Source organism: Cellulomonas sp. NEAU-ZC6, from assembly GCF_056844425.1.
In genome coordinates, this window is the sequence record NZ_JBXFYH010000001.1 from 350,473 (window position 1) to 364,928 (window position 14,456).

Consider the following 14,456-nt stretch of genomic DNA (forward strand, 5'->3'; position numbering starts at 1 on the left):
ACCGGCGCACCCCGCACGTCCAGGAGCCACCGCCGTGACCACGCGCCCCCAGCACGCCCGAGGCACCGCCTCCGGCGCGCACCGGCGCGGACCGGCCCCGGTGCTCCCGCGCACGCGGCGCGGACGGCTCACGCGCGCCGTGCAGGTCGGGTCGGCCGTGCTCGTCGGCGCGGCGACCCTCGCCCTCGCCGCGCAGGGCGGTGCCGCGCTGCGACCGGCCGCGGGCGACGACGCGCGCCCGGCGGCGGCAGCGGTCGCCGACCCCACGACCCCCGCGGTCCGTGCGCCCGTCGGCCCGCTGCTGCAGCCCGGGGCGGTCGACCCGCTGGCCGACCCGCTGGCCGACCCGCGGGGCGACCTCCCGGCGACGGGACCGGTCGCGCCCACGGTCGTGCCGACCGCCCCCGCCACGCTGACGCCGCCCGCGCCCGCGCCCGCCGGGCTGGACCTCGCGCAGCACTCGACGTCCGACCCCGCCAGCCCCTGGCTCGTGGTCAACAAGGCGCTGCCGCTGCAGCCGGCCGACTGGGCGCCGTCCGACCTGGTGCTGGTCGCCGGCTACGAGGTGCGGCCGGCGCTGCAGGAGCCGCTGACGGCCATGCTGGCCGCGGCCGCCGCGGACGGGGTCGCCCTGGAGCTGCGCAGCGGCTTCCGGTCCGCGGCGTACCAGGAGGGCGTGCACGCCGGCTGGGCCGCACGCGTGGGCCCCGAGCGCGCCGACGAGGTGAGCGCGCGCCCCGGGCACAGCGAGCACCAGACCGGTCTCGCCGTGGACGTCGGCAGCGGCAGCCGGCCCGAGTGCGACTTCGAGGCGTGCTTCGACGAGACGCCCGAGGGGGCGTGGGTCGCCCGGCGTGCCGCCGAGTTCGGCTTCCTGGTGCGCTACACCGCGGCCGACCAGGCCGTCACGGGGTACGCGCCGGAGGGCTGGCACCTGCGCTGGACGGGCGTCGAGCTGCTGGCCGAGATGGACCGGCAGCAGGTCGGCACGCTGGAGGAGCTGTTCGGCCTGCCGGGTGGGCCCGCCTACCGCTGACCCGGGCCGTCCGGCGTGCTGGTGCCGCGGCCGTGCTCGCGCAGCCACTGCGAGTCGTCGTTGACGTACGCGTAGTACAGGCCGATCAGCAGGCCGCCGCCGAGGAAGTTGCCCACCAGCGCGATGCCGACGTTCCCGGCCGCGGCCGCCAGGTCGAGCCCCTCGCGCAGCCCGACGATCGAGAACAGCACCGTGTTCGCCACCGAGTGCTCGAGCCCGAGGAACGCGAAGATGAACACCGAGGTGATCATGACCAGGCACTTGGTCAGGTCGTCCTTGATGAGCCCGTTGTAGACGAGCAGCATCGCGATGTTGATGCAGAAGTTGCACAGGACGGCGCGCAGCAGCAGGTCCACCCACCCCGCGGGGCCGTCCGTGACGTACGCGAGCTTGTGCGCCACGGACTCCGACATCTCGGCCAGCGCCGGACCCTCGATCAGCGTCGAGTACCGGAGCAGCACCGCGATGAACAGCCCGCCCACCAGGTTGCCGAGGTAGCAGAGCCCGAGCATCCGGAGCGCGCGCAGCCAGGAGGTGCGGCGGTGGTAGGCGCCGATCGAGACGATCATCATGTTCGAGGTCAGCAGCTCGGACCGCGAGTAGTAGATGAACACCAGCGCCCAGCCGAACACCACGGCGCCGACCAGCCGCCCGACGGGCCGCAGGGACGAGCCCTCGCCGACCTCGATCCCGGCGAAGGCCGCGACCACCGCGTAGAACGTCGCGTAGAGCAGGCCGATCAGCACGCCGGCCATCGCGGCGCGCTGCAGGTAGCGCCGGGCCAGGCCGCCGGACATCGTCGTCTTGGTCTCCAGCACCTCCAGCGCGGTGCTGATGAACTGCTTGCCCGGGAACAGGGACTGCGGGTCGGCGGCGCTCACGGCGATCACGCTGCCACACCGCGAACCGGGACGGGTGAAGACGTGCCGATGGGCTCATCGCCGCAGGTCGGCGGCCCGATGACACGGGAAGACCCGCGACGGACCGCGGGCGGGACGAAGGACCATGACGGCCACAGCGATCGACGTACCAGCAGCAGCCCCGGCGGCACCGGCCGCCCCCGTCGACTGGGAGGTCGCGGTCGAGGAGCTCGCGCTCCTCGCGGAGTCGGACGCGGCCGCCTGCGTGCGGCGGGCGGAGGTCCTGCTGGCGAGCGCCGTCGCGCAGCGCGCCGGCGGCGCCGAGATGCGGCTGGCCTACCACGCGGCCGTCGCGCACCACGCGCTCGGCGAGGACCGGCGTGCGCTGGAGCGCGCCGTGCGAGCCGAGCACCTGGCGCGGGAGCGGGACGCGCTGGTCTGGGAGTCGCGGGCCCTGGCCCGGCAGGGCGTGGTGCACCACGACCTCGGCCAGCTCGAGGACGCCGTGGACCTGCTGACCCGCGCGGCCGAGCTGCGGCGGGAGGCGGACGACGTGGCCGGCACGGCCGACGTGCTGACCATCCTGGGCTCCGTCTACACCGGCATGCCGCACTTCGCGCCGCAGGCCGCGGGCGTGCTCACGCAGGCCCGCCGGCTGTGGCTGGCGGCGGGGGACCCCGACCGCGCGTCCATCGCCCTGGCGAACCTGGCCCGCACGTTCGTCGAGACCAGCCGCCGGCTGGCGGTGGACAACCCGCGCGGTGCGCGCGCCTCCGCCCGCCGCGCGCTCGGGCTCGCGCTGGAGGCCGTGGACGAGGCCGACGCCGCCGGGCTGACCCGCACCGGCGTCGACGCCCGGCTAACCGCGGCGACCGCCCACCTGCTGGCCGGGGACGTCGACGACGCGACGGCGGTGCTCGACGCCGCCGCCGCCATGCTGACCCGGTTCCCGTCCACGGGCCACCAGCTCGCGCTGCACCGGATCCGTGCGGGGATGCTCGCGGGCACCGGGCGGCTGGTCGAGGCGGTGGCCGAGGCGGACGCCGGGATGGTGCTCTGCGACGCGATGCGCCGGCCGGCGGAGCGGATGGAGCTGCTGCGGGTGCTGTCGGACGCGCACGAGGAGCTGGGCGACCCCGAGGCGGCCCTCGCCGCGCTGCGGGAGCTGCACACCCTGACCGTCCGGATGGGCGACGCGCAGGCCGAGCGGCGGGCCGCGCTGCTCGGCGCCCGCATGGAGGTCGAGCAGGCGGAGCGGCAGGCCGAGGCCGAGCGCCGCCGGTCCGAGGCGCTGGAGGAGCACAACGCCCGGCTCGCCCACGAGGCGGCGCACGACGCGCTGACCGGCCTGGCCAACCGGCGGTCGCTGGACACCGAGCTGGACCGCTGGACCACCGAGCGCAGCGCGTTCGCCGTCGCGCTGGTCGACGTCGACCACTTCAAGCGGGTCAACGACACCTGGTCGCACCAGGTCGGCGACGTCGTGCTGGCGCGGGTCGCCGCCGCGCTGCAGCACGCCCTGCGCCGGGACGACCTGGCCGCGCGGTACGGCGGCGAGGAGTTCGCCGTGCTGCTCGACGGGCTCTCCGGCGCGCGGACCGCGGACGTCTGCGACCGGCTGCGGTCGACCGTCGCCGACCTCACCTGGGACGACCTGATGCCGGGGCACCGCGTCACCGTCAGCGTCGGGGTCGCCGAGCGCGAGCCGGGGGAGACGGTCGCCGCGCTGCTCGCCCGCGCCGACGCCGCGCTGTACCGGGCCAAGCGCGAGGGGCGCGACCGGGTCTGCGTCGCCGCACCGCCGGCGGCCTGACCGCCGGCGGTCCCGACCTCCGGCGGGCCCGACCGCACCGGCCGCGACCTCGCCGAGCGGGCGGCGGAGCCGCGGCGCAGACTGCGGGCATGACGCAGCGCGACGTGGTCCTCACCGGTGCCGCCGGCCGCATCGGCACCTACCTGCGGCAGGCCGACGGCGGCCTGGGAGCGCGGGGCTGGCGGCTCCGCCTGGTCGACGCCGACGAGCCCGACCCCGCGCTGCGCGACGACGAGACGTTCACGCGCGCGGACCTGACCGACGAGGACGCGATCGAGCGGCTCGCACCGGCGATGACCGGGGCCGACGGCGTGGTGCACCTCGCGGGGATCCCGAGCGAGGACACGTGGACGCGGGTGCGCCGCGCGAACGTCGACGGCACGTTCCGGGTGCTCGAGGCCGCCCGGCGGGCGGGCGTCCGGCGCGTCGTGCTCGCGAGCTCGAACCACGCGGTCGGCTACTACCCGACGGGCACCGAGGCACCCACCGACCGGACGCCGCGCCCCGATTCGTTCTACGGCGTGTCCAAGGCGGCCGCGGAGGCGCTGGGCAGCCTGTACGCGGACAAGTACGGGCTGGAGGTCGTCGCGCTGCGGATCGGGCTGTGCGCCGACCGGCCGGGGACGACGTTCGACCTCGGCATCTGGCTCAGCCCCGGCGACGCGGTGCGGCTGGCCGACGCGGCGCTGCGCGGCCCCGTCGACGGGCCGGTGGTGGCCTACGGCACCTCCGCGAACACCCGCGCGTGGTGGGACCTCACGACGGCCCGCGCGCTGGGGTACGCCCCCGCGGACGACGCCGAGGTGTTCGCGGACCGGGTGCAGCCGTACGACGGCCCCGAGGGCGTCCTCGGGCACGCGATGGTGGCCGAGGACCCGCTGCGCTGACCCCCTGCGCCGGCCCCCTGCGCCGACCCGCGGGCCGACCGCCGCCGGCCTCAGCCGGCGGCGAGCCCCGCGGCCCGACGCGCGTCGGCCTCGATGCGCGCCCGGTGCGCGGCCCACCTCGCGGCGTCGTGGAACGGCACGTTCGGGTCCTGCGCGCCGTTGCCGACCTGCCCGTCCACCAGCTCGCGGACGATGTCCGCGTGCCCGGCGTGCCGCGCCGTCTCCGCGATGACGTGCACGAGGACCTGGTGCAGCGTGACGCCCGCCCGCTCGTCCGGCCACCACGGCACGCGTCCCGGCGCGTCCAGGGGCAGCTCCTCGATCGTCGCGTCGGAGTGCGCCGCCGAGAACGCGTGCAGCTCGCGGACCGACTCCAGCGACTCCTCGGCGGGCAGCCACATGTCCGCGTTGGTCTCGGCGCCGTCGGCGAACCAGGGCAGCACGCGGCCCGTGGGCCGGTCGAACACCTCGCCGAAGTAGTCGAGCTGCACGCTGGCGACGTGCTTCACCAGCCCCGCGAGGTTCGTGCCGGTGCCGGTCAGGGGCCGGCGCGCGTCGTACTCGCCCAGCCCGTCGAGCTTGCCGAGCAGCCCCTCGCGCTGCCGTCGCAGGTAGTGCAGGAGCGTCGTCTTCTGGTCCATCGCCCCAGTGTGGCGTGCGGGTCCGACACCGCCCGGCCGCTACCGTACGGCGGATGACCTCCCTCGCCGCGGGCACCGTCGACGACCAGCGCCTGCGCGACGCCCTGCCGGCCGTCCTGGCCCCGCTGGGCCGCGTGACCCGGCTCGACCGGCTGACCGGCGGCCTGTTCGCCACGACGTACCGGGCCACCCTCGACGACGGGCGCCGGGTCGTGGCCAAGACCGCGCCCACGGCGTCGGACCGGCTGCTGACCCACGAGCGGGACCTGCTGCGCACCGAGGCGCTGGTCTACGAGCTCGCCGCCGGCCGGCCCGGCCTGCCGATGCCGCGCGTGCTGCTGACCGACTTCACCCGCACGGTGGTGCCGTCGGACGTGGTGGTCGCCAGCCACCTGGACGGGGTGCCGCTGACGACGCTCGCGCAGGACGGGCGCCTCCCGGTGGACGTCCGGGCGCGCGTCGAGCCGCAGCTCGGCGGGTTCATGGCGACGCTCCACCGGATCACGGGGGAGCGGTTCGGCTACCCAGACGCCGCGACCGGGCTCGCCGGACCGACGTGGCCGGAGGCGTTCGGGCGGATGGTCGGCGCGCTGCTGGCGGACGCCCGCGCCTGGGGCACCGACGTGCCCGCGGCCGGGATCGAGGCCGCCCTGGAGCGCCACCGGGGCGCGCTGGCGGAGGTCGTGCGGCCGGCCCTGGTGCACACCGACCTGTGGGAGGGCAACCTGTTCGTGGACCCGGGCACGCTCGACCTGACCGGGGTGATCGACCCCGAGCGGGCGCTCTGGGGCGACCCGCTGCTGGAGCTCGTGGGCGCCGACCAGCTGGGCCGCGGCCCGGTACCGGGCCCGCTGCTCCGGGGCTACGCCGGGGCGGGGGGCGAGCTGGCCGTCGGCACGGCGTCCGGCGAGGTCCGCCTGCAGCTCTACCGGATGTGGATCTCGCTGGTCATGCTCACGGAGATGGCACCCCGCGGGTACGCGGGCGCGGCCGCGGACGCCCACCGCGCGAGGTGCGCGGGCAACCTGCGCGCGGCGCTCGACGCGCTCGCCTGACGGCTCGCCCGACCCGCTCACCTGACGCGTCACCCGGACGCCCGCGCTCGGCGTGCGCGGCGCCCCCGGCGGGCCGACACTGACCGCGTGACCGACCGCACCGCCCTGCTCCGCGCGCTCGCCCAGGCGGTCGAGCGCCGCGACCGCACCGTCGCGACCGACGCCGACGTGCCGGTCGCGGAACGGCTGTGCCGAGCGGCGGTGGACCTGCTGGGCGCGCGCGGCGCCACGGTGACGTGCGCGCCGACGGAGGTCGGCCGCTACACCGCGTGCGCGACGGACGACGTCGCGTCCCGCCTGGCGGAGATCGAGGAGGTGGCCGGCGACGGGCCCGGGCTGCGCGCGTTCCGCGAGGGCCGGCCGGTGGGGACCCTGCTGGGCGTCGTGCCGCGCCCGGTCGGCGGGGACGAGCTCCCAGGCCCGCACGGTGCCGCCGGCGCCGAGCGCGCGCGGCACGACGACCTGCCGGTGTTCGCGGTCCTGGCGGGGGAGGTCACGGCGGACTCCGGCCCGGTGGCGGTGCGGTCCTGGCCGGTGCGGTCCGCCGCCCGGGCGGTCGCCGTGCTGACCGTCTACGGGCTGCCCGACGACGGGAACGGCTCCGACGTCGACGCGGACGGCCAGGTGCTCGCGGACGCGCTCGCCCCCGTGCTCGTCGGCCAGCCGGAGCCCGGGTCGGACCACCGGGACGACCGGTCCCGGGTGCACCGGGCGGTCGGCATGGTCGTGGCGCAGACGGGGCTGGCGCCGGCGGACGCGCACGCGATGCTCCGGGCGCGGGCCTGGTCCGAGGGCATCGGCGTGGCGACGCTCGCCGGTGCCGTGCTGGGCCGCCGCACCTCGTTCGACCGCGGCGCGGGACCGGGGGAGCAGTCCCCGGCCTGACGCCCGCGGCCCGGCGAGCGGGTGTCACCCGGCCGGGCGATCCGCGAGATCACGCGGCCGTTCGCGGTTGACAGGCGGTCCGCCCGTGCCACCATGGCGGGGCGTGCCGGCAGCGCACGCGACGGGGCTCGGCGAGGAGTCCCGCACCTGCTGCCCAGGGGGCTGGGAATGGCTGAGACGTGTGCGGTGTGGCCCGGTGCGGAACCCGCCGGGAGCGTGCTGGCGCTGCTCGACGACCTCGTGGGGATCGTCGCGCGGCAGACCGGGTGCGAGGTCGAGGGCACGGTGCACGCGCGCCGGCGCGGTGCGGACTGGCTGGTCGCGACCAGCGGTGAGCGTGCGCCCCGGTGCGACGCGGACCCCCTGGGGCGCCGTCCGTGGCGCGCGGCCCTGGACTCCAGCACCACGGTGCTGCTGCCGGACCTGCGCGCCGAGGAGGACGGGTGGGAGCCCTGGCGCCGCGCGACGCTGGCCGAGGGCTTCCGCTGCGTCGTCGCCCTGCCCGCCCCGCTGGCCCGCGGCGGCGTCGCCGCGCTCTCGCTCTACCTGGACGACCCCGGCGCGTGCGGCACCGACGTGGTGCGCCGCGCCACCGGGTTCGTCGGCGAGATGGCCTCGCTGATCGAGCTGCACAGCAGCATCCCCGCCCGGACGCCGACGCAGCCGTCCCGGGGACGCCGGACCCGCGCCACGGTGGACCACGCGGTCGGGGTGCTGATGGAGGTGCGCGGCTGCGGCGAGGAGGAGGCGCGGCACGTCCTCGAGGTGCTCGGCTCCACGCAGGGCCGCACGGCGGAGGCGGTGGCCCAGCTGGTGGTGCAGCACGCCGTCAGGGTGCCGGCGGCCGGCCCGACCGCCCCGCACGCCGGCTGACCCGCCCCGCGCGCCGGCTGACCCGCTCCGCGCGCCGCCCGACGTACGCTGCCGAGGACGGGCGCGCTCGTAGCCGCCCGCGGACCGGAGGGTGCAGCGGTGGACGACGACGCGTCGACGGTGTTCTGGGTGAACGGGCGGCTGGTGCCGGACGCGGAGGCCACGACCTCGGCGCGCGACCACGGGTTCGTGGTCGGTGACGGGGTGTTCGAGGCGGTGAAGATCGTCCACGGCGACCTGTTCGCCCTGACCCGGCACCTGGCCCGGATGGCGCGGTCCGCGGCCGGGATCGGCCTGACGGGCTTCGACGTCGAGACGGTACGGCGTGCTGCGCACGAGGTCGTGGCGGCGAACCGGGAGCTGCTCACCGGCGCCTACGACCTGCTGCGGATCACCTTCACGGCCGGCCCCGGCCTGCTCGGCAGCGGGCGCGTGGGCGGCCCGCCGACGCTGGTCCTGGGGGTGACCCCGGGTCACGACCCCGACCCGGAGACGGCCGTCGTCACGGTCCCGTACCGCCGCAACGACGTCGGCGCGCTGACCGGTCTCAAGACCACCTCGTACGGCGAGAACGTGCTGGCGCTGGCGCAGGCGCACGCGGCCGGCGCGAGCGAGGCGGTGTTCGCGAACACCCGCGGGCAGCTGTGCGAGGGCACCGGCACCAACGTGTTCGTGGTGCGCGACGGCGAGCTGCTCACCCCGCCGCTCGCGTCCGGCTGCCTGGCGGGCGTCACCCGGGCGCTGGTGCTCGAGTGGTACGGCGGGCGGGAGGCGGACCTGCCGTTCGACGCCCTCACCACTTCGGAGGAGGTGTTCCTCACCTCGACGGCGCGGGACGTGCAGGCGGTCGTCGCGGTGGACGGGCGGCCGGTGGGCACCGGGCGGGCCGGACCCGTCACGCTCGCGGCGGCGCGGGCGTTCGCCGAGCAGCAGCGGGAGCGCACCGACCCCTGAGGACCGCCGGTCACACCGCGTGCAGCACCGCGGCCAGCAGGGCGGCGCGCGGGGCGATCGCCGGCAGCCGCACGTGCTCGGTCGGCGCGTGCGCCCCGCCGCCGGCGGGCCCGAAGCCGTCGAGCGTCGGGAGCCCCGCGTCCGCGGTCAGGTTGGTGTCCGCCGCACCGGGCGCCGGGGCCCCTGTCACGTCCTGCCCCAGGCGTGCGCCGGCGGCGGCGACCGCGGCCAGCAGGCGCGCCGACGCGGCCCCCGGCTCCCAGGCCGGCCGCCGGGAGAGCACCTCGGCGGTGACGCCGGCACCGGCGCGCACCGGGTGCGGGTCCGTGAGGTGCCGCAGCACGGTGCGCTCGTCGGCGGCCGTCGTGAACCGCAGGCCGAGGTCGGCGTGCGCCCGGTCGGCGACGACGTTGGTGCGCGTGCCACCCCGCACCGTGCCGAGGTTGGCCAGCACCGACGGGTGTCCGGCCAGGTACCGGCGGGCCGCCAGCAGCTGGTCCACCAGCTCGTCGGTCGCGGACACGCCGGCGCCGGGGTCGACGGCCGCGTGCGCCGCGCGCCCGGTCACGTGCAGCCGGAGCCGGGTGGACCCCCGGCGGGCGGTCTTCAGCCCGCCGTGCTGCCCGGGCGCCTCGAGCCCGAGCGCGTACGCGGCGCCGGCGGCGGCCTCGCGCACCAGGTCCGCCGACGCACCCGAGCCGACCTCCTCGTCGGGCGTGACCACGAGGCGCACCGGCCGGTGCCCCAGCCCCAGGTCGCGCAGCAGCGCGGCCGCGGCCAGCGCCACCACGAGGCCGGCCTTCATGTCGTAGGTCCCCGGGCCGTGCAGCACGTCGGCCTCGCGCCGGACGGCGAGGGCGCCGACGGCGTGCACCGTGTCGGCGTGCGCGAGCAGCAGCGCCGGCGCCTCGCGCGCGCGGGCGCCACGGCCGGGGAGGTCGAGGACGACGGCGTCGCCGGTGGCCGCGTCGCTCGTGGGGACGCGGCCGCCCAGGAACCCGAGCGCCCGGGCGTCCGCGACCAGCACGTCGGCGAGCGCGTCGATCGCCGGCGCGTCGCCCGTCGGGGTCTCGTGCCGGACGTACCGCTCGAGGCGCGCGACGTCCTCGGGCAGCCGCTCGCGGGCGGCGTCGCCGAGCCGGCTCAGGCCGTCTCCCATGGCACGGGAACCTAGGCCCGCCGGAGCCCGCCCGCGCGCCGGGAGGGTGCGGTCAGCCCCGCGGGTCCGCGCGGAACCGGCGCAGCAGCGACTGCGCCGCCTCCGCGACCAGCCCGTGGTCGTACGTCACGGCGAACTCGAACTCCCGCGCGTCGTCCTCCGGCGACCCCGGCCGCCCACCCGGCGCGCTCGGCGGCCACACCGGCGCGACCTCGCGCCCGACCAGGGCCACCGACTCGTGCGCGCCGAGCACCACCACGGCCCACTCCCGCGCGAGCGGCTCGGTCGGGTCGACGGACGCCCAGCGCACGCCGGCCGGCAGCGTGGTCGGCCAGCCGGTGCCGAGCGCCCCGATGAACGGCAGCCGTCCCGCGAGCCGCCCGTACCGCCGGGCGGAGCGCCCGCTGAAGAACCGCTCGTCCTGGAACGCGCCGAGCACCACCGGCGGCACCCGGTGCGTGACCGCGGCGGTCTCGAGCGTGCGGGACAGCGGCAGCAGCAGGTGCTTCGGCGCCACGCGCACGGGGCGCCGGGTCGCGACGATCTCGTAGGGGGTCGCCGAGCCGCCGAGCGGCGCGTGCGGGCGGGGGAGCCGGCCCCCGTGCCGCTCTCCGGCGGGCAGCTCGCGCTGCGGCCGGCCCAGGTACCAGCCCTGCCCCAGGTCGGCACCGAGCACGAGGGCGCGGGTCAGGTCCTCGGCCGTCTCGATGCCCTCGGCGACCACGCGCGCGCCGGTCGCCTCGGCCCGGGCGCGCACCGCGCCCGCGACGGTGATCGTCTCCGGGTCCTCGAGCGTGCGGAGCAGCTTCAGGTCGAGCTTGATGATCTCGGGGGCGAGCAGCGGGATGAACGCCAGCGACTCCGGCACGGCGCCGACGTCGTCCAGGGCGATGGCGCACCCGGCGGCCCGCAGCCGCGCGGCGGCGTCCAGCATGCCGGCAGGGTCCAGGGCGAGCGCGCGCTCGGTGATCTCGACGACCACGCGCACGTGCGGTCCGCGCCGGGCGAGCGTCTCGAGCACCAGCGGCAGGTGCCGCGACAGCGTGCGCGGCTCGATGTTGAGGAACAGCGTGTGCGAGGCCCCGCCGGACGCCGCGGCCGCGTCGGCGAGGGCGCGCGACATCGCCGCGCGCTCCAGCTCGCCCAGCAGCCCGTCGGCCTCCGCGGCGTCGAGCACGTCGAGCGGCGAGGTCCAGCCGGAGCCCTCGGCGGTGCGCAGCAGCGCCTCGCGGCCGAGCACCTCACCCGTCGCCAGCTCGACGACCGGCTGGTACGCGCAGTGGACGCCACCGGTGCGGAGCAGCTCCGGCACGGGCAGGCGGCCCGGGCGCTCCGGTGCGGACAGGAGAGTCACAACCCCTCCATCGGCCGGTCGCAGCCGACTCTGAAGGTCCTGGTCGCAGCAGGTGTGCGGGCGCGGGCTGGTCGGACGGCGCGGAACGGGGTACAACCGGGGGATGACGACCCGCCCCCGCAACCTCACCTCCGACCCCGCCGCCGAGCGCCTCGCCGACGCACCGACCTCCGAGGCCGAGCTGCGCGCGGCGGACGCGCGCTCGGGCGGGGACCCCAGCCACGCCCCCCGTTCGCTGCGGGACAGCGAGCTGCTGCCGGACGACGAGGCCATCGCCGCCTCCGACGAGTGGGACCAGCCCGAGCGGCTCTGAGCGTGCAGCACGAGGCCCCGGTCACCTCGCGGTGACCGGGGCCTCGCTGCGCCGGGGAGCGTGCCCCGCGGCGGTCAGGCCTCGTCGCGCGCGGCCTCGCCGGCGCTGCGCGCCGACTCCTGCTCGCCGTGCGAACCGGCCGTGCTCAGCTCGCCGCCGGCGGACTCCAGGTGCGCGCGGACGAACCAGTGGAACAGCTCGAGCTCGTGCAGGTGGCCGACCAGCAGGTCGTTGGTCACCGTGTCGAGCTCCTCGGTGGCCGTCGCGGCCTCGCGGTGGTCGGTGATGACGCCGACGTAGACCTCGTCCAGCGCGCCCAGGTGCTCGATCGCGCCGGCGCGGCCGATGGAGTAGTCGTCCCAGCTGCGGTCCTGGACCAGCGCCCCCGGCGTGCCCACCGGCGCCACGCCCAGGGTGGCGATCCGCTCGGCGATCGCGTCGACCATCGCGCGGACGGCGTCCACCTGCGGGTCGAGCATCTCGTGCACCGCGATGAAGTGCGGGCCGGTCACGTTCCAGTGGATGTGCTTGAGCGTGAGCGCGAGGTCGTTCAGGGCGTTGAGGCGCTGCTGCAGGATCGCGGCGATCGTCCGGCCGTCCTCGACCGACAGCGACGGGACGGTGTACTTCGGCAGCTCCGTACGGCGAACCATGGGGTGTCCTCCTCGAGACTCTCGGCGTCCGACGACGCCGGCTGCTGCCCACGCTGCCGCAACCTCGCAGGTCGCGCAATCGCAGGTGGGAGGCCGCCCGAGCACGCGTCAGGCCTGCGTGAACGGGTCGCCGTCCTGCTCCAGCCGGTCGAGCACCTCGGCGGGCGACAGCTGCCTCAGGTCCGGCCCGATCTCGTCCCACCAGCGCGGCGCCGCGACGGCCGGCTGCTCCCGGCCCCGCAGCGAGTAGGGCGTGATCGTGGTCTTCGCCGGGTGGTTCTGCGACCAGTCGATCAGGACCTTGCCGCCCCGCACGTCCTTGCGCATCACCGCGACGACCAGGTCGGGGTGCGCCGCGGCCAGCTCGTGGGCGAGGTCGCGGGCGTACTCCCGGACCTGCAGCACGGTCCGGCGGCCGTCGAGCGGCGCGTACAGCTGCATGCCCTTGCTGCCCGACGTCACGGGGACCGTACTCAGCCCGTCGGCGCGCAGCCGGTCCGCGACCAGGTGCGCCACCCGCGCGCACTCCGCGAGGCCCGCGGGCGCACCGGGGTCGAGGTCGACCACCAGCCGGTCCGGGTGCCGCACCCCGCCCCGCGGCCCCACGGTCCACTGCGGCGTGTGCAGCTCGATCGCCCCGGCGTTGGTCGCCCAGACCAGCGACGCGACGTCGTCCAGGAACGGCAGCTCCAGCTGCTTGCCCTCGTCCTCCGCGCCCGGGGCGGCGGGCAGCGTCTGCCGGCGCAGCCACGGCGGTGCGCCGCGCGGCGTGTTCTTCTCGAAGAAGGTCTCGCCGCCGACCCCGGTCGGGAACCGGATGCGGGTCACCGGCCGGTCGCGGAGCTGGTCCAGCAGGGCCGGCGCGGCACGCACCACGTAGTCGACCGCCTCCGCCTTGGTCGTCCCGGTGGCGGGGAACAGCACGCGGTCCAGGTGGGTCAGCCGGACGTCGCGGCCGCCGATGCGGACGCGCTGCGGCGGGTCGCTCGGGCCGGTCGAGGCGGCGGGCGGGGTCATCAGGCCTCCCAGGGGTCGACGTCGGTGTCCTCGCGGCGGCCGCGCAGCACGGGCTGGCGCAGGCGGCCCGACGGCGTCCGGGTCAGGTACCGGACGTCCAGGAGCACCCGCGGCTCCACCCACACGGTGCCGCGGGCGTCGGCCGGGTCCAGCGGCTCCGCGAACGGGGACGTCGGGCGCTCGAGCGGCGCGAGCAGCGTGGTCAGCTCGCGGGCGAGCGCGCCGGCGAGCCCGCTGCCCGCCCGGCACAGCAGGTGCAGGTCCCCGTGCACGTCGGGCGCGCCGAGCAGGACCGCGCCCATCCGCCCGCTGCCCGTGGTCTCCGGCCGCCAGCCCGCGATCAGCGCGGTGCGGGTCGTGTGGTGCACGGCCTTCAGCCAGTCCGTCGACCGGCGGCCCGGCTGGTACGTCGACGTCCGGCGCTTGGCCACGACGCCCTCGAGCCCCTGGGCCCGGGTCGCGTCCCAGATCAGGGCCCCGTCGTCGTAGACCGGGGACAGCTGCACGTGCGCCGGCAGGTCGAGCGTCTCCAGCGCGGCCCGGCGCTCGGTCAGCGGCCGGCGGGTCAGGTCCTCCCCGGCCAGGACCGGCACGTCGAACACCAGGTAGCTGACGGGCGACCGGCGGGCCAGCGCCGCGGCGCGCGTGCGGTCCCGCACGTGCATCCGCTCGGCCAGCGCGGGGAACGACGGGATGCCGTCGCGCATCAGCAGCACCTCGCCGTCGACGACCGTGCCCGGCGGCAGGGCGTCCAGCGCCTCGAGCTCGGGGTACGCCGCGGCGGCGTCCCGGCCGGTGCGCCCGAGCAGCCGGAGCCGCTCCGCGGTGGTGTCCGCGAGGATCCGGACGCCGTCCCACTTGACCTCGTGGAGCCACCCCGGACCGTCGGGCAGCCGACCCGGAACGGGTGCAGGGGTGGCGAGCATGGGCTGCACGGGTCCATCCTGCCCAGAGCA

At 77.3% G+C, this 14,456-nt stretch carries 15 protein-coding genes; 8 read left to right on the plus strand and 7 right to left on the minus strand.

Annotation, left to right across the window (positions count from 1 at the left end; translation table 11 throughout):
- Window positions 1-34 precede the first annotated feature (34 nt).
- Window positions 35-1,036 carry a M15 family metallopeptidase gene (locus AC1050_RS01530; protein ID WP_482385617.1) on the plus strand — a complete coding sequence of 334 codons (1,002 nt, stop codon included), beginning with the start codon at window positions 35-37 and terminating at the stop codon, window positions 1,034-1,036.
- Here AC1050_RS01530 and AC1050_RS01535 read toward each other — a convergent pair.
- A complete protein-coding gene (locus tag AC1050_RS01535) occupies window positions 1,027-1,917 on the minus strand; it encodes a formate/nitrite transporter family protein (protein ID WP_482385618.1) in 891 nt (296 codons plus the stop codon). The two genes, AC1050_RS01530 and AC1050_RS01535, sit on opposite strands and share 10 nt — an antisense overlap.
- 124 nt (window positions 1,918-2,041) lie before the next feature.
- Between AC1050_RS01535 and AC1050_RS01540 the strand changes: the two genes are divergently transcribed.
- Together AC1050_RS01540 and AC1050_RS01545 are read left to right on the plus strand one after the other, a co-directional pair.
- Window positions 2,042-3,709: a diguanylate cyclase gene (locus tag AC1050_RS01540; RefSeq protein ID WP_482385619.1), complete on the plus strand. Its 1,668-nt coding sequence runs from the start codon at window positions 2,042-2,044 to the stop codon at window positions 3,707-3,709.
- Window positions 3,710-3,798: 89 nt separating this feature from the next.
- Window positions 3,799-4,596: an NAD-dependent epimerase/dehydratase family protein gene (locus tag AC1050_RS01545; protein WP_482385620.1), complete on the plus strand. Its 798-nt coding sequence runs from the start codon at window positions 3,799-3,801 to the stop codon at window positions 4,594-4,596.
- Between the two features lie 50 nt (window positions 4,597-4,646).
- On the opposite strand, the gene AC1050_RS01550 is transcribed toward AC1050_RS01545, so the two are convergent.
- Window positions 4,647-5,237 carry a DinB family protein gene (locus AC1050_RS01550; RefSeq protein WP_482385621.1) on the minus strand — a complete coding sequence of 197 codons (591 nt, stop codon included), beginning with the start codon at window positions 5,235-5,237 and terminating at the stop codon, window positions 4,647-4,649.
- Window positions 5,238-5,290: 53 nt separating this feature from the next.
- Between AC1050_RS01550 and AC1050_RS01555 the strand changes: the two genes are divergently transcribed.
- From AC1050_RS01555 to AC1050_RS01570, 4 genes are all read left to right on the plus strand, one after another.
- Window positions 5,291-6,292 carry a phosphotransferase family protein gene (locus tag AC1050_RS01555; protein WP_482385622.1) on the plus strand — a complete coding sequence of 334 codons (1,002 nt, stop codon included), beginning with the start codon at window positions 5,291-5,293 and terminating at the stop codon, window positions 6,290-6,292.
- Window positions 6,293-6,379: 87 nt separating this feature from the next.
- Entirely contained in the window at window positions 6,380-7,177 is a 798-nt protein-coding gene (locus AC1050_RS01560; RefSeq protein ID WP_482385623.1) for an ANTAR domain-containing protein, read from the plus strand.
- A gap of 168 nt (window positions 7,178-7,345) precedes the next feature.
- Window positions 7,346-8,050 carry an ANTAR domain-containing protein gene (locus tag AC1050_RS01565; protein WP_482385624.1) on the plus strand — a complete coding sequence of 235 codons (705 nt, stop codon included), beginning with the start codon at window positions 7,346-7,348 and terminating at the stop codon, window positions 8,048-8,050.
- 99 nt (window positions 8,051-8,149) lie between these two features.
- Window positions 8,150-9,004 carry an aminotransferase class IV gene (locus AC1050_RS01570; protein WP_482385625.1) on the plus strand — a complete coding sequence of 285 codons (855 nt, stop codon included), beginning with the start codon at window positions 8,150-8,152 and terminating at the stop codon, window positions 9,002-9,004.
- A 10-nt stretch (window positions 9,005-9,014) separates the two neighbouring features.
- On the opposite strand, the gene AC1050_RS01575 is transcribed toward AC1050_RS01570, so the two are convergent.
- Together AC1050_RS01575 and AC1050_RS01580 are read right to left on the minus strand one after the other, a co-directional pair.
- Window positions 9,015-10,163 (minus strand): M20/M25/M40 family metallo-hydrolase, encoded by a 1,149-nt coding sequence (locus tag AC1050_RS01575; protein ID WP_482385626.1) that lies wholly within the window; start codon window positions 10,161-10,163, stop codon window positions 9,015-9,017.
- 52 nt (window positions 10,164-10,215) lie between these two features.
- Window positions 10,216-11,517 (minus strand): sensor domain-containing phosphodiesterase, encoded by a 1,302-nt coding sequence (locus AC1050_RS01580; RefSeq protein WP_482385627.1) that lies wholly within the window; start codon window positions 11,515-11,517, stop codon window positions 10,216-10,218.
- Window positions 11,518-11,620: 103 nt separating this feature from the next.
- On the opposite strand from AC1050_RS01580, the gene AC1050_RS01585 reads away from it, so the two are divergent.
- Window positions 11,621-11,830, plus strand: coding sequence for a hypothetical protein (locus AC1050_RS01585; RefSeq protein WP_482385628.1), 210 nt, complete (start codon window positions 11,621-11,623; stop codon window positions 11,828-11,830).
- A 74-nt stretch (window positions 11,831-11,904) separates the two neighbouring features.
- Here the strand turns inward: AC1050_RS01585 and AC1050_RS01590 are convergent, their stop codons facing one another.
- The 3 genes from AC1050_RS01590 to AC1050_RS01600 all read right to left on the minus strand — a co-directional run bounded on the left by AC1050_RS01590 (window position 11,905) and on the right by AC1050_RS01600 (window position 14,426).
- Window positions 11,905-12,483 (minus strand): Dps family protein, encoded by a 579-nt coding sequence (locus AC1050_RS01590; RefSeq protein ID WP_482385629.1) that lies wholly within the window; start codon window positions 12,481-12,483, stop codon window positions 11,905-11,907.
- A gap of 108 nt (window positions 12,484-12,591) precedes the next feature.
- Window positions 12,592-13,500, minus strand: a complete 909-nt coding sequence (gene ligD / locus AC1050_RS01595) for a non-homologous end-joining DNA ligase (RefSeq protein WP_482385630.1) — start codon at window positions 13,498-13,500, stop codon at window positions 12,592-12,594.
- Complete coding sequence (locus tag AC1050_RS01600; RefSeq protein ID WP_482387218.1) at window positions 13,500-14,426, minus strand: ATP-dependent DNA ligase; 927 nt, start codon at window positions 14,424-14,426, stop codon at window positions 13,500-13,502. The genes ligD and AC1050_RS01600 overlap by 1 nt, the downstream gene beginning before the upstream one ends.
- Window positions 14,427-14,456: the final 30 nt, after the last annotated feature.